Genomic DNA, 20,736 nt, shown 5'->3' with positions numbered 1-20,736 from the left:
TAGTGTGTTTACACATTAAGTGCACACATATTATATCTGTAACTTACAGGAACCGTTTGGAATACCTATTAGTTATTTTTTTCCAACCCTTGAGATCACATGACCAAGTCGCGAAGCCTCCGTTGGATTTTGGCGATCGTCGTGCTCGCGGCGGCGGGCTATCTCGGCTGGCAGCGATTTCATGCCGCGGGTGAAGCGGCGAATGCCGCGCAAAAGGCAGCCGCACCGGCGCGAGCGGCCATCCCCGTAACCATCGCCCCCGTCGAAAAAGCGGATTTTCCGGTCTACCTGACCGGGCTCGGCACGGTTCAGGGCTTCAATACCGTGCAGGTCCGGACCCGGGTCGACGGCCAGATCGACAAGATTGCGTTCAAGGAGGGCCAGCTGGTCAAGCAGGGCGACCTGCTCGTCGAGATCGATCCGCGGCCCTATCAGGCGACGCTCGATCAGGCCAAGGCCAAGAAAGCCCAGGATGAAGCCAATTTGGCCAATGCCAATCTGGATCTGCAGCGCTACACCAAGCTCGGCGAATTCGCGACCCGGCAGCAGACCGACACGCAGCGTTCCACCGTTGCGCAATTGACCGCGCAGCTGGCGGCCGACGATGCGGCCATCTTCAACGCCCAGACCCAGCTCGACTATACCCAGGTGAAGGCCCCGATTTCGGGCATTGCCGGCCTGCGTCAGGTCGACATCGGCAACATCGTCAACGCCTCCACCCAGACCGGCATCGTGACGATCGCCCAGATCGAGCCGATCGCCGTCATCTTCACCGCGCCGGAAGAGCAATTGCCGTATATCAACGAGGCGCAATCGGTTCAGCCGCTCAAGGTCATCGCGCTGACGACGGACGGCAAGAAGACCCTCTCGGCGGGATCGCTGTCGGTCGTCAACAATCAGGTCGACACGACCAGCGGGACTATTCGCCTCAAGGCGGTGTTCGACAACAAGGACCACGCCTTGTGGCCCGGCCAGTCAGTCTCCACGCGGCTTCTGGTTAGAACACTGAAGGATGCCACCGTGGTCCCGGACGATGCGATCCAGCACGGCACCGATGGTCTCTATGCTTATGCCGTCAACAAGGACAACAAGGCCGAACTGCGCAAGGTCAAGGTCAGCCAATCGATCGACGGCCGCTCGGTGGTCGATGAGGGCCTGTCGCCGGGAGACCAGGTGATCACGGCCGGAGTGTACAAGGTCCAGCCCGGAACCCCCGTCAGCACGGCGGTGGCAAGTTCGGATCCAGCGCAAGTCGGGGTCAAGCAGGAATGAGCGAGGGCATTTCCGCACCTTTCATTCGCTATCCCATCGGCACCTCGCTGATGATGGCCGGCATTCTTTTCGTCGGCCTCGTCGCCTATCCGCTGCTGCCGGTCGCGCCGCTGCCGCAGGTCGACTTCCCGACCATCCAGGTCACCGCAAACCTGCCGGGCGCAAGCCCCGAAACCATGGCCACCTCGGTGGCGCAGCCGCTGGAGCGGCAGTTCGCGCAGATTCCCGGCATCGCCCAGATGACGTCGACGAGCTATCTGGGAACGGCGGCCGTCACCATCCAGTTCGATCTCAACCGCAGCATCGACGGCGCGGCCAACGACGTGCAGGGCGCCATCAACGCCGCCAGCGGGCAGCTGCCGAAAAACCTTCCCTCGCCGCCGACCTACCGCAAGGTCAATCCGGCGGATTCGCCGATCCTGCTGTTGTCGGCGACTTCCGAAACCCTGCCGCTGACCACCGTCAGTGACGCCGTCGACGCCCAGCTCGCGCAGCAGATCAGCCAGATTTCCGGCGTGGCGCAGGTCGTCATCGGCGGCCAGCAGAAGCCGTCGATCCGCATCCAGGTCGACCCGGCGAAACTGGTCGCCAAGGGCCTGTCGCTGGAGGACGTCCGCAGCCAGATCGCGATCACGACGGTCGACAGCCCGAAGGGCAATATCGACGGCGCCACGCGCGCCTATACGATCTACGCCAACGATCAGCTCCTGGACTCCAAGGACTGGAACGACGTCATCATCGCCTACCGCAACGGCGGGCCGCTGCGGATCAGGGATATCGGCCGTGCCGTCACCGGACCGGAGGACGCCAAGCAGGCGGCATGGGCCAACGGCAAGCGCGGCGTGTTCCTGGTGGTGTTCAAGCAACCCGGCGCCAACGTCATCGAGACCGTCGACAAGATCAAGTCGCTGCTGCCAAGGCTGGTCGCGGCGATCCCGCCGGCGATCAAGATCGAGCTGATCAGCGACCGCACCCAGACCATCCGCGCCGCCGTCGAGGACGTCCAGTTCACCCTGCTCCTGACCATCGCGCTGGTGGTCATGGTCATCTTCATCTTCCTGCGCAGTTTCTGGGCGACCGTCATTCCGACCGTGACCGTGCCGCTTGCATTGCTCGGCGCCTGCGCGCTGATGTGGGTATTCGGTTATACCCTCGACAATTTGTCACTGATGGCCTTGACGATCGCGGTCGGCTTCGTGGTCGACGACGCCATCGTGATGCTCGAAAACATCACCCGCTACATCGAGGAAGGCGAGCGTCCGCTCGCCGCCGCCTTCAAGGGTGCCAAGGAAATCGGCTTCACCATCGTGTCGATCAGTATTTCGCTGGTCGCGGTGCTGATCCCGCTGCTGCTGATGGGTGGCATCATCGGCCGTCTGTTCCGTGAATTCGCCGTGACGCTGGCGATGACGATCTTCGTTTCGATGGTGGTGTCGCTGACGCTGACGCCGATGATGGCATCCCGCTTCCTGCGCGCGCATGGCGAGACCAAACACGGCCGTTTCTATCAGTGGAGCGAACGCGCGTTCGACGCGATGCTTCACGCCTATGAGGGCGGTCTCGACCGGGCGATGCGGTGGAGCAAGACGACGCTCCTGATCTTCTTCGCGACGCTCGCCCTGTCGGTCTATCTGTTCATCGTCATTCCCAAGGGATTCTTCCCGCAGCAGGACAACGGCCTGATCACCGCGACCTCCGAAGCCTCGCAGGACATCTCCTTCGCGGCGATGCAGCAGCACCAGGAGGCGCTTGGCAAAATCGTGCAGGCCGACCCCGACGTCGCCAGCGTGGCCATGGCGATCGGCGGCAGCGGCCGGGCCGGCAACAACGGAAACCTGTTCATCACGCTGAAGCCGCGCAACGAACGCAACGCCTCCGCCCAGCAGATCATCGCCCGCCTGCGTCCCAAGCTCGAAAAGGTCGAGGGCGCGCGCCTCTATATGCAGGCGGCGCAGGACGTGCGGCTCGGCGGCCGGCCGACGCGAACGCAGTTCGAATTCACCTTGCAGGACGCCAATCTCGGCGAGCTGAACGAATGGGCGCCGAAGATTCTGGCGAAGATGCAGACCTTGCCGGAGCTACGCGACGTCGCCACCGACCAGCAGACCCAGGGCACGACGCTGGAGCTGAAGATCAACCGCGACACCGCCGCGCGCTACGGCATCCAGCCGCAGCTGATCGACGACACGCTTTACGACGCCTTCGGCCAGCGCCAGGTCACCCAGTATTTCACCCAGCTCAACAGCTACCACGTGATCCTTGAGATCCTCCCCGACCTGCAGGGCAGCCTCGACACGCTGAGCAAGATCTACGTCAAATCGCCGACCACGGGCGATGAAGTCCCGTTGTCGACATTCGCGACCTGGACCAGCGTGCCGGTCCGTCCGCTCTCGATCAGCCACCAGGGCCAGTTCCCGGCGATCACCATCAGCTTCAACCTCGCCCAGGGCATGGCGCTCGGCCAGGCCACCGACGCCGTGCAAAAGGGGATGGTCGAACTTGGAGCGCCCGCAACCCTCAACTCGAGCTTCCAGGGCACCGCCCAGGCGTTCCAGCAATCGCTCAGCACGGTGCCGCTATTGATCCTGGCGGCACTGGTCGTAGTGTACCTGATCCTCGGCATTCTCTACGAGAGCTACATCCATCCCTTGACCATTCTCTCGACGCTGCCCTCGGCCGGCGTCGGCGCGCTCGCCATCCTGATGGCGTTCGGATTCGACTTCAGTTTGATCGCCCTTATCGGCATCATCCTGCTGATCGGCATCGTCAAGAAGAACGGCATCATGATGGTCGACTTCGCGATCTCGGCCGAACGCGACGAGCACTTGTCGCCGGAGCAATCGATCCGAAAGGCCGCGCTGCTGCGGTTCCGGCCGATCATGATGACGACGATGGCTGCGATGCTGGGCGGCGTGCCGCTGATGCTGGGCACCGGCACCGGATCGGAAATCCGCCAGCCGCTTGGCTATGCGATGGTCGGCGGCCTGATCGTCAGCCAGGCGCTGACGCTGTTCACCACGCCGGTCGTGTATCTCTATCTCGACCGTCTATCGAACTGGTTCACGGGCTGGGGACGATCGGGCGATGCCGATCGGCAGCATCCCGCAAGCGAGCGGGGCCCGATCAAGCAAGCTGCAGAGTGACTTGACTTTGGGCGCTCATCGGCACATCCGGGAGGTACCCATCCCGGAGCCGGTTCAGTGAAGACAGCCGCAAAGCTTGCCATTCTCGTCGCCCTCGCCGCTCTGGGATCGCCTGGCTACGCCGAGGGACCCAAATCCAAAGCGCCGCGCGCCGACGCGGAGCCACCGGCGCATCAAGCCGAAACCCCTCCAGCCAATGCGGCGCCGCAGCCCGGCTGGATCGCCCGCTGCAGCAGCGCCAGCCGCGAAGCGCCGCTGGAATGCGCGATGGAGCAGACCGCCGTCCTCACCAAGACCGGACAGCTGATCGTGCTGGTCAACATTCGCGTTCCCAGCGACACCCACGCGCCGGTCATTGCGGTGCAATTGCCGCTCGGACTGAATCTGCCCGTCGGCGCCAAGCTTCAGGTCGATGACGGCAAGGTCGTCGACATGCCGATCCAGACCTGCGAGGCGCGGGGCTGCTACGCCAGCAGCCCGATCGCCCCCGACCGGCTGGCCGCCATGAAATCGGGCAAGCAGCTGAAGGTGTCGTTCCAAAACCTCGGCAAGGAAACCATCACCATTCCAATGCCGCTGGCCGATTTTGCGGCCGCTTACGACAAGATCAAATAATCAGGCTCGCCTTTCGCCAACTCACTGCCGCGCCAATTCGGCGGCGCCGACGCCGTCGAGTTGCTGGTCGCTGTGAAAGCAAGGAGGCCTATTTCAACGCCCTGATCGAACTGGCCGCACGCGACGGCGAGCGCAGGCTGTCGGCGATGACCGGGAATGCGGCGTTGAAGGACGCTTCGCTTGCCGGGCTCTGCCGCCTGCTGCTCAGCGGGATCATCGGCTGGATCCGGAACCATGAGGGCGTGCTGCGCGCCGCGCTCCGGCACGACGATACACGGCCGGACAAATGGAAATACCTTCAAGGGTCTGGCGCGCGCGAACAGCGCCGGCGCCACGCCTCCCCTGCTCCACGCCATGGCAAAGGCCGCGCAGCCGCGAAGAGCCGCGGCATCGCCTTCGGATTTCAGGTGGTGCTGGGAACGCTGGTCAACGCCATCCTCAACGATCCCGGACCGCTGTCGATCCACGACCAGGAGATGGCGGATCGGTTGAGCGGCTGCCTGTTGCTGCTGCTCGAAGCCGAGATGGAGCCGCCCGCGGCCGGCAGGCGCAAAAAATAGGAGCACGCGTCAGGCGGTGCCGAGATAAGCGCGCTGCACCTGCGGATCGTCGGCAAGATCGGCCGCGGGGCCCGACAAAACGCTTTTTCCCACCTGCAGCACCGTGGCAAAATCCGAAACCTCGAGCGCGAGTTCGATGGATTGTTCGGCGAGCAGGATCGTCAGCCCTTCCTTGTGCAGCCGCCCGAACGTCTCGTACATCGACTCGACCACGGCCGGCGCCAGACCCAACGACGGCTCGTCCAGCATCAGAAGCTTGGGGTCGCTCATCAGCGCACGACCGACCGCCAGCATCTGCCGTTCGCCGCCGGACATGGTTCCGGCGCGCTGGCTGCGCCGCTCGGCCAGCCGCGGAAAGATTTCGTAGACCCGCTGCAGCAGTTGGTGGGCGCGCGCCTTGTCGTGCAGCGGCGTCGCGCCGAGCAGCAGATTGTTCTCGACGCTCTGCTGCACGAACAGCCGCCAGCCTTCCGGCGACAGCGCCAGCCCCTTGCGCACGATCGAAAACGCCGCCTCGCCGCCGATCTCCTCGCCGCGAAACCCGATCGACCCGGAATGCACGGGAATGAGACCGGCGATGGCGTTGAGCGTGGTGGTCTTGCCGCCGCCGTTGGAGCCGAGCAGCGCCACCACGCTGCCTTCGGGCACCTCAAGCGACACATCGGAGACGCCGATCAGGTCGCCGTAGCGGACTTCGAGATGTTCGATCCTGAGCAGCGGCGCGGTCATGTCGCGGGTCCGCCCATCAGCTCGATCGGCGTATGGCCCGCGGCGGCCTTGGCGGCGCGCTTGCCGAGATAGGCTTCGATCACGGCCGGATTGCCCGTGACCTCGCGCGGGCTGCCGCGCGCGATCTCGCGGCCCTGGTGAAACACCACCACCCGCGTCGCCAGCGACATGATGACTTCCATGATGTGCTCGACGATGACCAGCGTGATGCCGGAACGATGGATGTCGCGAACGAGATCGATCGCAAGCTGCACCTCGCGCTGGGTCAGGCCCGCCATCGCCTCGTCGAGCAGAAGCACTTTTGGCTGGGTAGCCAGCGCTCGCGCGATTTCCAGCCGCTTGCGGCCGGGTGTCCCCAGCGAGCGCGCCGGCGCGTCCGCCAGCCGGCTCATGCCGACCCGTTCCAGCACCGAGCGCGCGCGCGCTTCGGCCTCGGCGCGATGGGAGGTGCGCAGAAAAGCCCCGATCATCACATTCTCCAGCACCGACATGCTCTCGAAGGTCTGCGGCACCTGGAACGAGCGCGCGAGGCCGAGCCGTGCGCGCGCCTCCGGCGGGAGCGTGGTGATGTCGTGGCCTTCGAAGATGACCTTGCCGGAGGTCGAGGTGAGGTCGCCGGTCAGGCAATTGAAGAAGGTCGATTTGCCGGCGCCGTTCGGCCCGATCAGGCCGAGAATATCGCCCTGCTCCAGCGTCACCGAAGCCGCATCGACGGCCTTGAAGCTGCCAAAGGCTTTCGTGACCTCGCGGGCTTCAAGGAGCATGGCTTGCTCCCGCCGCGACCGGGGCCTCCGCCGCCTTGCCGCGCCTGGCCCACAGCCGCTTGATCAGGGTCACGATTCCGCCCGGCTGGAATCGCGCGATCAGCACGATAATCGCGCCGTAGACGACGAAAGTGAGCCCCGCACCCTTGCCGCCGAGCAGATTGTTGGAGATTTCCTCCAGCGGCACCAGCATCGCCGCACCGACCAGCGGTCCGAACAGCAGGCCCGCGCCGCCGAGCGCCGCCATGATCAGAATCTTCACGGAGATCAGGATGCCAAGTCCGGATTCCGGATCGACGAAACCGAACATCATGGCGTAGAGCGCGCCGGCGACGCTGGTCAGTCCCGCGCTGAGCATGAAGGCGTAGAGCTTGGTGCGGCTCGCAGGCGCGCCGAGCGAGCGCGCCGCACGCTCGGAATCCCGGATCGCGCGCAGATAAAATCCCATCCGGCTGTTCGCCATCCACCAGGTGATCCCGAGCGTGAGGCTGAGGATCGCCAGGAACAGGTAGTAATAGGGCAGCGCCGAAATGAAGGAGAGATCGAATACATTGCGCGGCACGGTGGGACCGCTCAGGCCGACCGCCGCGCCGAGATAATCGGTGTTGGTGACGATCAGCCGGGAAAGCTCGGCGACCGCGATGGTCGCCATGCTGAAATAATGGCCGGACAGTCGCAGCGTCGGCACGCCGATGATGGCCGCTATCGCCACGCTGGCGACGATGCCGGCGGGAATGCCGACCAGTGGCGAAAGCCCAAAATGCGCGTAAGCGCCCATCGCGGCATAGGCGCCGCAGCCGAAGAAAACGACGTGGCCGACCGATACCTGGCCGGCATAGCCGCCGACGATGTTCCAGGCCGACGCCGCGATGGCATAGAGCAGCACCAGCGCGCCGAGCCGCTGTTCGAACGGCGTCGAAAACAGCAAGGGATAGGCGATGAAAACCGCCAGCACCACCGAGGCCCACACATAGCGCCGCATCACGTCTTGCCCATCAGGCCCTGCGGCCGAAACCAGAGGAAGCCGAGGAACAGCGAATACACCACCATGTCCTTGTAGACGGCGCCGATCCAGTAAGCCGAGAGCGACTCGATCACCCCGATCAGGAGTCCCGCCATCAGCGCGCCGGGCACGCTGCCGAAGCCGCCGAGCGACACCGTGACGAAGGCAACGATGCCCAAGGTCTCGCCGACGGTGGGCACGATGTAAAAGAAGGTCGCGATCAGCGCGCCGGCAAGGCCGGTGGCGCCGGCGGCGATCGCCCAGGCGATCGCCTGCATGGTGTCGGGCCGGATCCCCATCAATTGCGCCGCGGTGGAATCCTCCGCCACCGCCAGCATTTTCGATCCAAGCGACGTGCGCGTCAGCAGAAGGTGCAGCCCGAGCGTCACCAGCAACGCGACCGCGCCGGCCAACAGGCGCGAGGCCTGCAGCCGCAGGCCCAGGATCTCGTAGGTGCCGCCGACGATGTTTTCCGGCAGCGACAGAAAATTGGCGCCGAACCACCAAAACACCGAGTAACGCAGCAAGAGCGCAAGCCCGAAGGTGCCGAGGATCTGGGCCAGCATCGGCCCCTTCATGATGTCGCGGATCAGCCCGAAATAAACGATGACGCCAACAGTCGCCAGCACCAGCATCGCGATCGGCGCGCCCAGCAAGGGACCGGCGCCCAGCAGCGTATAGACCACGAACGCGACATACATGCCGAGCATGACGAAATCGCCATGGGCGAAGTTGACGATGTTCATCATGCCCCAGACCAGCGTCAGCCCTGAGGAAAACAGCGCATAGACGGCGCCAAGCAGAAGCCCGCCGACAATCACCTGAACGAGGATAATGGACATGCCTGGGTCAAGTCTTGCGGGTTAATCTTGGGCAACGGCGTAACGAGGACAATGAGGACGGGACACCTGCCCCGCCCTTTGGTTGTCACCAACCCTTGTAGGGCAAGACCGGTGCTTTCTGGGCGTTGGCCTTGGGCCAGACCGTGGTGTAGTTCTCGCCGTCCTGCAGTTGAATCATGACGCCGGCGGCGAGGATGTTCTGGCCCTTGTCGTCGAACTTGACGCCCTTGTAGCCCATCATCAGCTGATCGGGCTTCAGGTCGGTGGCCTTCAGCGCCGCCTGGATCTTGGCGGGGTCGGTCGAGCCGGCGCGGTCGATCGCGTCGCAGAGCACGAACAAGCCCTGCATCTGGCGCGCGGCGGTATCGTCCATCTCGTCGCCGCTCTTCTTCTTGTACATGTCGGCGATCAGCGCAGTCGGCGACCCCGCGGGCCCGACGCTCCATGACGAGCGATTGAACGCGCCTTGCGAGATCTTGCCGACCGCCTTGATGAAGGACGGATCGGAGTATCCGGCGTCGTCGGCAATCAGCATCGCAGGCTTGTAGTCGAGCGACTGCATGGTCTTGGCGAACAGGATCGCATCCGACGTGTAGCTGATCATGATCAGCACGTCGGGCTTCTTCTCCTTGAGTTGCAGCACCTGGGCCTGCACGTCGGTCGCGTTGGGAGCATAAGCGATATCGATCGGGGCGTTCTCGCCATTTGCCTTGAACACACTGGTGATCACGGTCGCGACCGAGGTTCCGTATTCAGTGTTGTCGTGGACAAGTGCGACGCTGTCGGTCTTGGCGCCTGCTGCCTTCATGTCCTTGAGGAAATCAAAATAAATCTTGGCGAAATCGGAGGCGACCGGCGTGGTACGGAAGAACCATTTGAAGCCGCGCTCGGTTAAATTGGCGGCCACCGACTCGCCGTTGAGGAAGGGAATTCCGTATTTTTCGGAAATCGCGCTGGCGGTCAGCGTGATGCCGGATTGATAAGCGCCGGTGAGCGCCACCACCTTCTCTTCGGTGATCAGCCGCAGCGCCTGGTTTTGTCCGGTCGCGGGGCTGCCCTGGTTATCGGCGAAGACCACTTCGACCTTGGCGCCGCCGAGACCGGCGAGCCCGGCATTCTTCGCCAGCGGGAAATTGCCGAGTTCCGGATGGGCGTTGTTGATGATATCCATCGCGACTTCGAGCGCGGCCTTGGTATGGACGCCGGTAGAGGCGGCGTTGCCGCTTAAGGGAAATATCCCGCCGATCTTGACGGTCTTGTCCTGCGCCGAAGCATGGCCCGCCAAAAAAACAACCGACATCGAGGCGGCACACAGCAGCCCGAGAATATGCTTGAATTTCATCTGAACGTCTCCGAAAGGTCCCACCCGATGCCAGGCTCTGAAGGCTTGGAATGCAGGAGACGTCGCCGTCCGCTGCTTCCTTATTGTTTGGCGCGGGCAGCATTGCATGGCCCGCTGGCATCGGCAAGTTGCCGCGTCCCGCCGGCCGCGCGCGGACGATTCTAAAGTATCAAACCGCTACTGGCTCGTGCCGGGAATTGCCTTCTGGATAGGCAAACCGGCTTTGACGCCGACATAGATCGTGTTGCTGGCGTCACGATGCTGGAGCGGATTTTCGAAGCTCACGACATGCGTAGCAGAAATTGCAAAGGCGCCCGCTAACACAGTTTCAAAGGCCTGATCCGGAGCATCGTTCGACCACAGCGCGAACACGCCGCCTGGATGCAAATGTTCAGCGAGCCTTTTCAGTCCCGCCAGTGTGTACAGCGCGGCGTGGCGCGCATGCAGCAGGTTGCGCGGCGAATGATCGATATCCACAAGCACCGCATCGAAGCGGCGGCCGGGGGCAAGCGGATCGAATCCCGCTGATGAATCCGACATCGCGAAGAAGTCGCCGTGTACGAGGCGGCAGCGCGGATCGCCGCTGATTTCTTTGCCGAGCGGCAGCAGGCCCTGCGCGTGCCATTCGATCACTTCGGCCAGCGCGTCGACCACGATCAATGATTTGACGGAAGGGTTCTCCAGCGCGGCGCGCGCCGTATAGCCGAGCCCGAGGCCGCCGACGACGACGTCGAGATCGCTTCGCTCGAGCGCCGCCAATCCGAGCCGGGCAAGCGCGATCTCGGCGACCGTGAACAGGCTCGACATCAGAAACTCGTCGCCGAGCTTGATCTCATAGATATCGAGGCCGGAACCGAGCTGCCTTCGCCGCCGCAGGCTGAGCACGCCCATTGGCGTCGGGCGGAAATCCAGCTCCTCGAAATACACGCTCATCGCCGCCTGCCCCCGACCGCCATTCAAAACCGCGGCGCACATGACGGCGGCCTCGCCGCAGCCCAATTGCAACAAGCCCATCCCGGCGCGCTTGCCAAGGTCGGGATTGAACTAGTAGAAGAACGCACGCTTGCGCTAGGGACGCGTGATCTGCCGCAAGACTGCAAGATAGTCACTTAAGTATCTGATATTATTGGGGAATGGTGTAACGGTAGCACAACAGACTCTGACTCTGTTTGTCTAGGTTCGAATCCTAGTTCCCCAGCCAGACGCTTTACCACCGGCCGCAATCAGCTTGCCGGGTGTCATGCGCGCCAGGTGTCATCCGGGCGCCGCATCCGCAGGTCCGAAAATAACGGCATAGAGTGTCTGCATCGCTCGTCGCGGTGATACCGCCAACTCCCGCCCATCGGGCGCGGTTTGCGGGCTTCCCTTGAAGCGCGGCATCCCCATATCGGGATCAATCCAGCCATCGCCGAAAGGACCGCCGGTTTGACCGAGCAGTTCGCATTTTTTGCAAGCTTGTCCCGCGACCCCGAGGGATTGCAGTACGCCGCCGACTTTGTCTCGCCCGAGACCGAGGGGGAACTCATCGGCCGCATCGCGGCTTTGCCGCTGAAGCCATTCCAGTTCGGCCAATACGAAGGCAAGCGGCGGGTGGCGTCGTTCGGATTCAGCTACGACTACGTGCTGCGGCGGCTGCGCGAAGCCGAACCGATTCCCGATTGGCTCGGTCCTGTCCTCAGGAAGGTCGAGGCATTCGGCGGCCCCGAAACCCGGGTCAGGCAGGTTCTCTGCACCGAATACGATTTCGGGGTCGGTATCGGCTGGCACCGGGACAAACCACACTTCGACAGGATATTCGGACTATCGCTGGGCTCCGCCTGCAAGTTCCGTTTCCGGCGGGCGGCCGGCGACAAGTGGGAACGCTTCACGCTCGATGCCGAGCCGCGCTCGCTCTACATGATGTCGGGCGCTTCCCGCCGCGTCTGGGAGCACAGCATCCCTGCCGTCGAAGCGCCCAGATATTCCATTACCTTCCGGACCATGGCCGAGCGGAACACCTGATAGAGTCCGGCCGATTCCCGGAAACGCAAGGATCTGATGGCAAGACGTACCGGCAGCGCCGACCTCCCTCTCCACGGCGGACGCGTGCCGCCCTGGCTGGCGACGCGCATGTCCTCGCTCGGCGCCATCGTCACGCAAGCGATCGTGCACCATTACGGCCGCGATGAATTCCTGCAGCGACTGTCGCACCCGTTCTGGTTTCAGTCGTTCGGCGCCGTGATGGGGATGGACTGGCACTCCTCCGGCATCACCACGAGCGTCATCGGCGCGTTGAAGCGCGGCCTCGGGCCGCTGCAACACGAGCTGGGGATCCATGTCTGCGGCGGCCGCGGCCAGCACTCCCGAAAGACGCCCGACGAATTGCGGTCGCTCGGCGAGCGCATCGGTTTCGACAGCGCCAGGCTGACCCGCGCGAGCCGCCTGGTCGCCAAGGTCGACAGCGCCGCCGTGCAGGACGGTTTCGACCTTTACCTCCATGGCTTCTTCGTCACCGACGACGGCAAGTGGACGGTGGTGCAGCAGGGCATGAACGGCGACAAGCGGCAGGCGCGCCGCTACCACTGGCATTCGGAAAATCTGGCGAGCTTCGTCGACGAGCCCCACTCGGCGATCGACGGTCCCGCGCAGGGAGAGATCATCAACCTGACGGACAAGCGGGCGCAAGTTTCGCGCGCCGCCCAGCTTGAGCTGCTCACCGGGCTCGGCCCCGACCGCATTCTGAGCGAACTGGTGGCGCTGACGGGCGGCACTCCCGCCCAGGGTCTCTTGCCGCACTTGATCATGCCGGCGCATCACGACGTGCGGTCGAGCGACGTGTTTTCGCGCCGCCTCCATGGCACGCTGGCCGCGGCCGCCGAACGCGGCCCGGTCGACTTTCCGGAATTGCTGCTCACCCCGGGGGTCGGCGCGCGTACGGTGCGCTCGCTGGCGATGGTCGCCGAAGTCGTGCACGGCGCGCCCTACCGTTTCCGCGATCCGGCGCGCTTCTCGCTGGCGCATGGCGGCAAGGACCGGCATCCCTACCCGGTCCCGATCAAGGTCTACGACGAGACGATCCGCGTCCTGAAATCGGCAGTGCAACATGCAAAACTCGGTCGCGACGAGGAGATGCAGGCCCTGAAGCGGCTCGACGACCAGGCGCGCCGGCTGGAGCGAACTTCGCAAGGACCATCGCTGGAATCCTTTATCGCCACCGAGCGCGCGGAATCGCCTGACCTGGACGGCCGCTCGGTGTTTGGATGGGAGCGGGATCTGGCCGATCCCAAGGCCGCGGGCTCATAACCTCCGCAGCCGCGCAATATCTACTTCGCATTCGCCGGCGCGTGCAGGTGCCACAGATCCGCGCGCCAGTGCAGCACGATGGCCAGCATCAGCGTCAGCCCTGCGGCCGGGTACAGCGTGGCGGTGGCGGCAAAGCCGATCGCCTCGATCAGGCTGCCGGCGGCCAAGAGGCCGAGCGGCAGGCTGTAGATCGCGAGCATGCGCACGCCCATCACCCGGCCGCGGAAATGCTCGCTCGCGGTGCGCATCAGGATCACCGCGATCGAGATCATGGTCAGGCTTTGCGCGAAACCCGCCAGCCACAGGAAGACGATCGCGGCGGGCACGGTCTGGATCTGCGCGAACACCAGAAGTGCCGCGTACCACATGACGGTCGCCGCGATCATCAGCCGGGCGACACGGATGCCGCCGATCACGCTCAACAGGATCGAGCCGACCAGCGAGCCCACGGCAAAACTGGCCGAGAGATAGCCGAGCCCGGTCTGGTTGGTGCCGTAGATCTCGCGCGCGATATAGGGCAGCAATCCGTTGGACAGGGGATAGGCGGTCAAATTGGCGAGGAACGCGATCCAGACCGCGGCGCGCATCCGCGGCGTGGTCCAGACATAGGCCACGCCCTCCCTGAGGTCGCGCAGCGGCGAGCGGCGCAACGCGCCATCGACGGCCGCATCGGCGGGATGCGGCCGCGACGGCGCCACCACGCAGAGCGTGAGCAGCGTGGCGGCAACATAAAGGCTGACGATCGCCATATAGGCGGGCCCCATGCCGAGCGCCGCGAACAGACCGGCGCCGCTCAGCGCGCCCGCGATCCGCGCGGTGTCCATCGTGGTCCTGGAAATGCTGATCGCGCCGATCAGCTGATCGTGCGGCATGATGGTGGCGACCAGCGCGCCGCGCACGCCAAGATCCGACGGCCGCACCAGCCCCATGATCGCGACGATGACGAAGACATAAAGCGGGGTCAGGTAGCCCGTCAGCGCCAGCGTCATCAGCGTCCCCGCGAGCACCGCATAGGTCGCGCGCATCATGGCGAGCAGGTCGCGGTGGCCGATACGATCGCCGACCACGCCAAACATCGGCGCGATCAGCGTGCCGATATAGGTGAGCGAGGCAAACACGGTCAGCAGCACGACCGATTGGGTCTCGACCAGCACATACCAGCCGAGAATGAGCGTCTCCATCTCGAACGCCCACGAGGTGAGCAGATCGGCCGGCCACTGGAAACGGTAGTTCCTGACACGGAAGGGTGCGAGCGCCGAAGGCCGCGCGGCCCCGCTCACCATACGATGCCGCGATACATCGCGTTCCACCCTGCCCTGTTTCTTGTTGTCCCGAGAAAATCCATCTCCGATGGAAATGGTTTCCTTTTTAGTTCGATGCAGGGTAGCGGCGATATGGCCAGTGTCAATTACGCCCGGCGTTCGCGCGTAAGCAGCGCTTTATCGACGACCCGACCTCATGAGATTGCCACGACGCGGCAGTCCGACGCCGCTTCGCTCCGCTACGGCCGGGCTTCAATCGCCGGAATCCCCAGCATTCCAGCCATGCGCCCGCGCGGCCGGACGAGGTCGCTCAGCGTATAACCCTCAAGCACTTCAACAAAGGCCTCGCGCGCCCTCTCCAGGGCCCGCCTCAACACACAACATTGACGGATGGCGCAGGGAGCATCGACGGGCTTGAAGCATGACGCGATGGCCATATCGGGCTCGGTGTAGCGCACCACCTCGCCAAGCCCGATGGCTTCGACCGGCTTTGCGAGGCGCAGCCCGCCCCCTCTCCCACGGACGGTTTCGATGTAACCGGCCACCCCCAGTTGATGCACCACCTTCATCAAATGATTTCTGGAAATGCTGTAGCTTTTCGCAATCTCGTCGATCGTCGCCAGCCCGTCATCCTTGACGGCCAGATACATCAGCACACGCAATGCATAGTCGGAATAAAGAGTGAGGCGCATGGCTTGCTCCCGATGAGTCACAAAGATATATTTTAAATATTGCTTTTACGCAAGAACGAACATATAAAGACCGTCGTCGTTCAAGGGAGATCCCCATGACCAAGGCTATTTCGATCGGCCACGTCCTGGCATGGCCGTTCCTGCTGCCGGGAAACGTCGCTTGCGACGCGCTGGGGCTCGGCCAACACCAGAATCTGGTTCGCATGCTAGTCAACTCCCTGATCTGGACCGTGCTCGGCGTGATCGTCGTGGCGCTTGCGGTATGACCGTCGCTACCGACAGGCTGGATCACGTCTCCGAGGACGGCATTCGCCAACTCGTCGATGCGTTCTACGTCAAGGTCCGCGCCGACGCCGAGCTTGCGCCGATATTCGCGCGCGCCATCCCCGGCGACTGGCAACCGCATTTGAGCAAGATGTATGCCTTCTGGTCGTCGGTGATGCTCACCACGGGCCGTTACAAGGGCAATCCTGTCGCCAAACATCTGATCATCCCCGATATGAAGCCCGCCCTTTTCGAACGCTGGCTGGCGCTGTTTGACGCGACCTGCCGCGAGCAGTTCGACAACGCGACCAGCGACGCCTTTCGCGTCAAGGCCGAGCGCATCGCGGAGAGCCTGAAGCTCGCTCTGTTCTATCGCCCGGACCGCCCGTGGCCCCCGGAGCCAACACCATGACCTTCGTCGTCACCGACAACTGCATCAAGTGCAAATACATGGACTGCGTCGAGGTTTGCCCGGTCGACTGTTTCTACGAGGGCGAGAACATGCTGGTGATCCATCCCGACGAGTGCATCGATTGCGGCGTGTGCGAACCGGAGTGCCCGGCCGATGCGATCTCTGCGGACACCGAGCCCGGTCTGGAAATCTGGCTGAAGCTGAATGCGGAATATGCGTCGGCCTGGCCCAACATCACGATTAAGCGCGAACCACCTGCCGACGCCAAGGCGTTCGATGGCGTCGCCGACAAGTTGAAGCAGTATTTCTCACCCAATCCCGGTCAGGGCGATTGACCAGCGAGACGGCTTTGTTCATCGGCTACCGGGAGCCTGACCGCTCGAATTCGCGAAAGCTCCGCCAAGACGCCGTAACGAGACCGGCTGACGTCGCAACCCAGGCGGCAAGCGCAACCCAGACCATGGAATAGGATATCGCACGCAGCGGTGGGAAGTCGGCGGCGAGCGAAAAACGCAGGCTGGCCAGGGCGTACATACCGAGCGGGAACACCAGACTCCAGAACATCGGCGTGTATGTCAGAGATACACGGCATATGCCGTGTTTCCAGATTCCAAACAGCAGCAACAGCGGAATCCACCACGTCGCCCACGCCCACATGATCAGCGTTACGCCGTCGATGAATGGCCGCATCGAATTCAGGAACGGCAGGCCGCTTTCGGTCAGGATGAGCGTCGACCCGGCGTTGGTAGTGATCGCCGCAGCGCCCATAACCACCCACAATAGAGGCGTGACATCGTCGGGCCCCACGTCAAAGAAGAAAATACGATGCGCGAACAGCACGATGAAGATGCCGTAAAGTCCGAGCCCAACACCCCACAACATGTGAATGAGCACAAACACCGTGCGACCGAGGTCGCCGACTTCGGGGGCAATGAGAGTGCCCAGGATCACCAGCGATTCGGTGCCGACAATGGCGATCAGCCACCCGCCATGAACGACGTTGGCTTGATGCGCGGTGTTGAGAAAAGTCAAAACGGCGAAGCTGAAATAGATCAGAATAAACCAGACGAGCAGCGCGAACAGCCACAGGGACAATGCGGCCGTTGTGAAACCGCGCAAATGGAGCCCGACACCGAAAACGTCGGAGCCGGCGACGATGGTGAAGAACGAGAAGACAAGACGGGGATTGAACAGATCAGACCGTATGGCTTGTCTGAACCTGAACAACCGCAAAATCGTAATCAATACCAACCACGGATAGGCGATGAGATTGACCGCGAAGAGCGCCGCGGACCATTCGCGCTGGCCTTCGAAGAACAAGGCATTCGAGATGATCCCAGTGGCCATTACCAGGGCGAAGCAGCCGGGATAGAGCGTCGCGATCTGACTATCCGACCACACGCGCAAATTCCGCATGCGCAAATGCAAATCCGAATCCGCCCTATGTTTCGAACGTGACATGGTGCCGGATCCCGGAAAAGAACCTGATCGGCCATTGACGCCGAATTGCACAGTACTCGACAAATCGATTCGGCGGCATCGATTGGTGCCAAACACCCCGCACAGACTCGCGCTATTCGTTCGTGATACTTTCCTGGACCGGGTGCGCGATGAACTGAGCCCCGGAAATCCCGGCGCCTCCCCTCGCGCCGATATCAGGCGGATTCCGGCGGCTCGGGCAAATTTGTCAGGCGAACCCGCCATACGTCCGGGCCCCGCTCGATGTAGGACCAGCCACAGCGCGCCCCATGTTTGGCTTCCAGCTGGAAGCGCAACGGCCGCGGATCGTGATCGGCGATCAGTTGAAGACTGTTTTCAGGCGCGAGATGATCGAATAGCTGGAAAATAATGGCGTGGCGATGTCGAGGCGGGATATCGCGAACGTCAATCACCCTTTCCGTCGTTTCGATTTCCTGCATGGTCTCTCCCGCTGAAGCATCTGCCGTTCCTTCTAATCAGGCAAATGGCGAATGCGCTTGTTGCGCCAGCGCAAATTCCGCGCCGATCCGTGCCGCGCCCGCCGGCGCGGCCTGCGGCGCGCCGGCCGAACTTCAATGCTCCCCTTGCGTGCAGCGGCCCCCGCTTCCATCACCGCGGCCCGCGAACCGCTGTCCTTTCCGGATGTGGTAAACCAAGCGTTAAGCAAGCGGCCGACCGGACCGTTAAGGGGTCGCGTCGGAACCCCCCGATTTTCCAGCACAATCGAGCCTGTCGTGCGGCCGGTTTCATAAGTCCGCAACGGCATTCCGGCCAACATGCCGTGGATTTGAGGCGTCCGGAGCCGCCCCGGTTTAACCGTTTCTCCAGCCCCTGCCTGCGATAGTGGACCAACATTCATGACATGCCAGGTTCAATCATCGTGACATCCCTCGGACGTGTGATTTCGGTGCGCGGCTCCCTCGCCCGGGTCGGGCTCTTGGCGGCGAGCAAGCTGGGCGTCTCGGAGGTGAGGGCCACCGTCGGCCGCTTCGTCAGCATCCGCTGCGCCAATTCCGCCATCGTCGCCATGATCACCGAGGTGTCCTGCGAGAATCTGCCGGCTTCCGACACCTACATCGCCACCGCCTCGGTCGATCTGCTCGGCGAAATCCTCGGCGGACCCGACCGCCCGAAATTCCAGCGCGGCGTCACCAACTATCCGACCATCGGCGACGCCGTCGACCTGATCACCCATGAGGAGCTTCGCACGGTCTATGCGCCGAGCGGATCCGATCAGATCAATGTCGGCACCCTGCAGCAGGATCCTTCCGTCATCGCCTATGTCGATATCGAGGAAATGCTCTCCAAGCATTTCGCCGTGCTCGGCTCCACCGGCGTCGGCAAATCGACCGGCGTGTCGCTGCTGCTGAACGAGATTCTCAAGTCGCGGCCGAATTTGCGAATCTTCCTGCTCGACGTTCACAACGAATACGGCCGCTGTTTCGGCGACCGCTCGGTGGTTCTCAATCCGCGCAATCTGAAGCTGCCGTTCTGGCTGTTCAATTTCGAAGAGATCGTCGACGTGCTGTTCGCCGGCCGGCCCGGCGTGCCGGAAGAACTCGACATTCTCGCCGAAGTCATTCCGGTAGCGAAGGGACTCTATACGCAGCACCAGACCGCCGATCGCCTCGGACTGAAGCGCAGCGACGTCAGGACAGTCGGCTATACCGTCGATACCCCGGTTCCCTATCGGCTGGTCGACCTGATTACGCTGATCGACGAGCGCATGGGCAAGCTCGAGAACCGCTCCTCGCGCATCCTCTATCACAAGCTGATCTCGCGCGTCGAAACCGTGCGCAACGATCCGCGCTATACCTTCATGTTCGACAACGCCAATGTCGGCGGCGACACCATGGCGGAGGTCATCAGCCATCTGTTCCGGCTGCCGGCCAATGGCAGGCCGATGACCGTCATGCAGCTGGCGGGCTTCCCCGCCGAAGTCATCGATTCCGTGGTCTCGGTGTTGTGCCGCATGGCGTTCGACTTCGGACTGTGGAGCGACGGCGTCTCGCCGCTGTTGTTCGTCTGCGAAGAGGCGCATCGCTACGCTTCCGCCGACCGCAACATCGGGTTCGGGCCGACCCGCAAGGCGGTCTCGCGCATCGCCAAGGAAGGCCGCAAATACGGCGTCTATCTCGGGCTGGTGACGCAGCGCCCCGCCGAACTCGATGCCACCATCATTTCCCAGTGCAACACGCTGTTCACGATGCGCCTTGCCAACGACCGCGACCAGGCGCTGCTGCGCTCGGCGGTCTCGGACGCCGCGGCCAACCTGCTGTCGTTCGTGCCCTCGCTCGGCACCCGCGAAGTGCTGGCGTTCGGCGAAGGCGTCGCACTGCCGACCCGCCTGCGCTTCAAGGAAGTGCCGCCGCATCAATTGCCGCGCAGCGAGGCCACCATCGCCACGGTGCCATCGGTGGCCGCCGGCCACGACATGCATTTCGTAGCCGCGGTGCTCGAGCGCTGGCGCGGCGCGACCTCGCATCGCGACGTCCCCAACGATCCCACCATCAACGACCGCCCCGGCTCCCGCACGATGTCGGTGGAAGCGCCGATGCTGCAGCCCTCGATGGGTCTCGATCCCGACCGCTTTTCGCTGCTGAAAAAGCCCCTGCGCTGAGGGATCAAAGCCGGTCGCCACGCCGTCTGCTCCTTTCAATCGCCAGAGCCTAATGCCGTCATTGCGAGCGCAGCGAAGCAATCCATCTCTCGGCACAAAGAGTGGATTGCTTCGCTTCGCTCGCAATGACGGCCTCTAGACATGCGTTTAACTCTCGCCGCGCAACGCGCCCGAGTTTTGCTGGAAATTCCCGCCCTCTCCCATCAGAGGGCGCAGGGAATGCCGGGCGCCCGATGCGCCCGATAGCCGCGTGTGCAAGGTTGGTGGTAGACGCACACGCGTTAGTCAGGTCACACCGGAATCACCCGGCATTCCCTACGCAATGGTTTTACGGCTTATAACGCGCTCTCCCTGGCGACCGGGCTTTCTTGCCACCATCATCCGCGGGAACTGCTTCCCGCGAACTTGACGCCAGCGTCGGGGCGTCAGGACCACACGACTTCGCCGTCCGCAAG

The 20,736-nt window shown here is 63.3% G+C and carries 20 protein-coding genes and 1 tRNA gene; 11 read left to right on the top strand and 10 right to left on the bottom strand.

Annotation, left to right across the window (positions count from 1 at the left end; all coding sequences use genetic code 11):
• Positions 1-99 precede the first annotated feature (99 nt).
• The 4 genes from QZ213_RS08210 (at position 100) to QZ213_RS08195 (ending at position 5,590) form a co-directional block, all read left to right on the top strand.
• On the top strand, positions 100-1,272 hold the full coding sequence (locus QZ213_RS08210; RefSeq protein WP_291685565.1) for an efflux RND transporter periplasmic adaptor subunit: 1,173 nt from the start codon (positions 100-102) through the stop codon (positions 1,270-1,272).
• Positions 1,269-4,415 carry a multidrug efflux RND transporter permease subunit gene (locus tag QZ213_RS08205; protein WP_291685564.1) on the top strand — a complete coding sequence of 1,049 codons (3,147 nt, stop codon included), beginning with the start codon at positions 1,269-1,271 and terminating at the stop codon, positions 4,413-4,415. The genes QZ213_RS08210 and QZ213_RS08205 overlap by 4 nt, the downstream gene beginning before the upstream one ends.
• A 57-nt stretch (positions 4,416-4,472) precedes the next feature.
• Entirely contained in the window at positions 4,473-5,030 is a 558-nt protein-coding gene (locus QZ213_RS08200; RefSeq protein ID WP_291685563.1) for an invasion associated locus B family protein, read from the top strand.
• 146 nt (positions 5,031-5,176) lie between these two features.
• The gene (locus QZ213_RS08195; protein WP_291685562.1) at positions 5,177-5,590 is read left to right on the top strand and encodes a hypothetical protein; all 414 of its coding nucleotides are present in this window, start codon (positions 5,177-5,179) and stop codon (positions 5,588-5,590) included.
• Between the two features lie 9 nt (positions 5,591-5,599).
• Here the strand turns inward: QZ213_RS08195 and QZ213_RS08190 are convergent, their stop codons facing one another.
• The 6 genes from QZ213_RS08190 to QZ213_RS08165 form a co-directional block, all read right to left on the bottom strand.
• Positions 5,600-6,319 carry an ABC transporter ATP-binding protein gene (locus QZ213_RS08190; protein ID WP_291685561.1) on the bottom strand — a complete coding sequence of 240 codons (720 nt, stop codon included), beginning with the start codon at positions 6,317-6,319 and terminating at the stop codon, positions 5,600-5,602.
• Positions 6,316-7,083 carry an ABC transporter ATP-binding protein gene (locus QZ213_RS08185; protein ID WP_291685560.1) on the bottom strand — a complete coding sequence of 256 codons (768 nt, stop codon included), beginning with the start codon at positions 7,081-7,083 and terminating at the stop codon, positions 6,316-6,318. Before QZ213_RS08185 ends, QZ213_RS08190 begins: the two co-directional genes overlap by 4 nt.
• Positions 7,073-8,065 (bottom strand): branched-chain amino acid ABC transporter permease, encoded by a 993-nt coding sequence (locus QZ213_RS08180; protein ID WP_291685559.1) that lies wholly within the window; start codon positions 8,063-8,065, stop codon positions 7,073-7,075. The genes QZ213_RS08185 and QZ213_RS08180 overlap by 11 nt, the downstream gene beginning before the upstream one ends.
• The gene (locus QZ213_RS08175) at positions 8,065-8,928 is read right to left on the bottom strand and encodes a branched-chain amino acid ABC transporter permease (protein WP_291685558.1); all 864 of its coding nucleotides are present in this window, start codon (positions 8,926-8,928) and stop codon (positions 8,065-8,067) included. Before QZ213_RS08175 ends, QZ213_RS08180 begins: the two co-directional genes overlap by 1 nt.
• Positions 8,929-9,013: 85 nt before the next feature.
• The gene (locus QZ213_RS08170; RefSeq protein ID WP_291685557.1) at positions 9,014-10,270 is read right to left on the bottom strand and encodes an ABC transporter substrate-binding protein; all 1,257 of its coding nucleotides are present in this window, start codon (positions 10,268-10,270) and stop codon (positions 9,014-9,016) included.
• A gap of 177 nt (positions 10,271-10,447) precedes the next feature.
• Positions 10,448-11,203 (bottom strand): spermidine synthase, encoded by a 756-nt coding sequence (locus QZ213_RS08165; protein WP_291685556.1) that lies wholly within the window; start codon positions 11,201-11,203, stop codon positions 10,448-10,450.
• 194 nt (positions 11,204-11,397) lie between these two features.
• Here QZ213_RS08165 and QZ213_RS08160 point away from each other — a divergent pair.
• From QZ213_RS08160 to QZ213_RS08150, 3 genes are all read left to right on the top strand, one after another.
• Positions 11,398-11,471, top strand: a tRNA-Gln gene (locus QZ213_RS08160).
• A 224-nt stretch (positions 11,472-11,695) separates the two neighbouring features.
• A complete protein-coding gene (locus QZ213_RS08155; RefSeq protein WP_291685555.1) occupies positions 11,696-12,271 on the top strand; it encodes an alpha-ketoglutarate-dependent dioxygenase AlkB in 576 nt (191 codons plus the stop codon).
• Positions 12,272-12,307: 36 nt separating this feature from the next.
• Positions 12,308-13,552, top strand: a complete 1,245-nt coding sequence (locus QZ213_RS08150) for a DUF763 domain-containing protein (RefSeq protein ID WP_291685554.1) — start codon at positions 12,308-12,310, stop codon at positions 13,550-13,552.
• 20 nt (positions 13,553-13,572) lie between these two features.
• Here QZ213_RS08150 and QZ213_RS08145 read toward each other — a convergent pair whose 3' ends face one another.
• Positions 13,573-14,832, bottom strand: a complete 1,260-nt coding sequence (locus tag QZ213_RS08145) for an MFS transporter (protein WP_291685566.1) — start codon at positions 14,830-14,832, stop codon at positions 13,573-13,575.
• A gap of 221 nt (positions 14,833-15,053) precedes the next feature.
• Complete coding sequence (locus QZ213_RS08140; RefSeq protein ID WP_291685553.1) at positions 15,054-15,506, bottom strand: Rrf2 family transcriptional regulator; 453 nt, start codon at positions 15,504-15,506, stop codon at positions 15,054-15,056.
• A 95-nt stretch (positions 15,507-15,601) separates the two neighbouring features.
• On the opposite strand from QZ213_RS08140, the gene QZ213_RS08135 reads away from it, so the two are divergent.
• From QZ213_RS08135 to fdxA, 3 genes are read left to right on the top strand one after another with little or no spacing between them, the layout of a single operon-like run.
• Entirely contained in the window at positions 15,602-15,772 is a 171-nt protein-coding gene (locus QZ213_RS08135) for a hypothetical protein (protein WP_291685552.1), read from the top strand.
• Positions 15,769-16,182: a group III truncated hemoglobin gene (locus QZ213_RS08130; protein WP_291685551.1), complete on the top strand. Its 414-nt coding sequence runs from the start codon at positions 15,769-15,771 to the stop codon at positions 16,180-16,182. The genes QZ213_RS08135 and QZ213_RS08130 overlap by 4 nt, the downstream gene beginning before the upstream one ends.
• Positions 16,179-16,517, top strand: a complete 339-nt coding sequence (fdxA, locus tag QZ213_RS08125) for a ferredoxin FdxA (RefSeq protein WP_291685550.1) — start codon at positions 16,179-16,181, stop codon at positions 16,515-16,517. The genes QZ213_RS08130 and fdxA overlap by 4 nt, the downstream gene beginning before the upstream one ends.
• A 25-nt stretch (positions 16,518-16,542) precedes the next feature.
• Here the strand turns inward: fdxA and QZ213_RS08120 are convergent, their stop codons facing one another.
• Positions 16,543-17,643: a tellurite resistance/C4-dicarboxylate transporter family protein gene (locus QZ213_RS08120; protein ID WP_291685549.1), complete on the bottom strand. Its 1,101-nt coding sequence runs from the start codon at positions 17,641-17,643 to the stop codon at positions 16,543-16,545.
• Between the two features lie 194 nt (positions 17,644-17,837).
• Complete coding sequence (locus QZ213_RS08115) at positions 17,838-18,101, bottom strand: DUF2249 domain-containing protein (RefSeq protein WP_291685548.1); 264 nt, start codon at positions 18,099-18,101, stop codon at positions 17,838-17,840.
• A gap of 422 nt (positions 18,102-18,523) precedes the next feature.
• On the opposite strand from QZ213_RS08115, the gene QZ213_RS08110 reads away from it, so the two are divergent.
• Positions 18,524-20,281: a DUF87 domain-containing protein gene (locus tag QZ213_RS08110; protein WP_291685547.1), complete on the top strand. Its 1,758-nt coding sequence runs from the start codon at positions 18,524-18,526 to the stop codon at positions 20,279-20,281.
• Positions 20,282-20,736: the final 455 nt, after the last annotated feature.

Origin of the sequence: Bradyrhizobium sp. (genome assembly GCF_017881085.1) — a bacterium.
Lineage (GTDB): Bacteria > Pseudomonadota > Alphaproteobacteria > Rhizobiales > Xanthobacteraceae > Bradyrhizobium.
The sequence above is the reverse complement of the archived record's forward strand: the minus strand, read 5'-3'. Positions and strand labels throughout refer to the sequence as shown.

What these genes read in the sequence shown, in the direction of transcription:
- QZ213_RS08180 (WP_291685559.1), bottom strand. Translation starts at nt 8,065, where the DNA reads ATGCGGCGCTATGTGTGGGCCTCGGTGGTGCTGGCGGTTTTCATCGCC.
- QZ213_RS08170 (WP_291685557.1), bottom strand. Translation starts at nt 10,270, where the DNA reads ATGAAATTCAAGCATATTCTCGGGCTGCTGTGTGCCGCCTCGATGTCG.
- QZ213_RS08165 (WP_291685556.1), bottom strand. Translation starts at nt 11,203, where the DNA reads ATGAGCGTGTATTTCGAGGAGCTGGATTTCCGCCCGACGCCAATGGGC.
- QZ213_RS08195 (WP_291685562.1), top strand. Translation starts at nt 5,177, where the DNA reads ATGACCGGGAATGCGGCGTTGAAGGACGCTTCGCTTGCCGGGCTCTGC.
- QZ213_RS08135 (WP_291685552.1), top strand. Translation starts at nt 15,602, where the DNA reads ATGACCAAGGCTATTTCGATCGGCCACGTCCTGGCATGGCCGTTCCTG.
- QZ213_RS08175 (WP_291685558.1), bottom strand. Translation starts at nt 8,928, where the DNA reads ATGTCCATTATCCTCGTTCAGGTGATTGTCGGCGGGCTTCTGCTTGGC.
- QZ213_RS08210 (WP_291685565.1), top strand. Translation starts at nt 100, where the DNA reads ATGACCAAGTCGCGAAGCCTCCGTTGGATTTTGGCGATCGTCGTGCTC.
- QZ213_RS08110 (WP_291685547.1), top strand. Translation starts at nt 18,524, where the DNA reads ATGCCAGGTTCAATCATCGTGACATCCCTCGGACGTGTGATTTCGGTG.
- QZ213_RS08190 (WP_291685561.1), bottom strand. Translation starts at nt 6,319, where the DNA reads ATGACCGCGCCGCTGCTCAGGATCGAACATCTCGAAGTCCGCTACGGC.
- QZ213_RS08150 (WP_291685554.1), top strand. Translation starts at nt 12,308, where the DNA reads ATGGCAAGACGTACCGGCAGCGCCGACCTCCCTCTCCACGGCGGACGC.
- QZ213_RS08120 (WP_291685549.1), bottom strand. Translation starts at nt 17,643, where the DNA reads ATGTCACGTTCGAAACATAGGGCGGATTCGGATTTGCATTTGCGCATG.
- QZ213_RS08140 (WP_291685553.1), bottom strand. Translation starts at nt 15,506, where the DNA reads ATGCGCCTCACTCTTTATTCCGACTATGCATTGCGTGTGCTGATGTAT.
- fdxA (WP_291685550.1), top strand. Translation starts at nt 16,179, where the DNA reads ATGACCTTCGTCGTCACCGACAACTGCATCAAGTGCAAATACATGGAC.
- QZ213_RS08115 (WP_291685548.1), bottom strand. Translation starts at nt 18,101, where the DNA reads ATGCAGGAAATCGAAACGACGGAAAGGGTGATTGACGTTCGCGATATC.
- QZ213_RS08130 (WP_291685551.1), top strand. Translation starts at nt 15,769, where the DNA reads ATGACCGTCGCTACCGACAGGCTGGATCACGTCTCCGAGGACGGCATT.
- QZ213_RS08205 (WP_291685564.1), top strand. Translation starts at nt 1,269, where the DNA reads ATGAGCGAGGGCATTTCCGCACCTTTCATTCGCTATCCCATCGGCACC.
- QZ213_RS08185 (WP_291685560.1), bottom strand. Translation starts at nt 7,083, where the DNA reads ATGCTCCTTGAAGCCCGCGAGGTCACGAAAGCCTTTGGCAGCTTCAAG.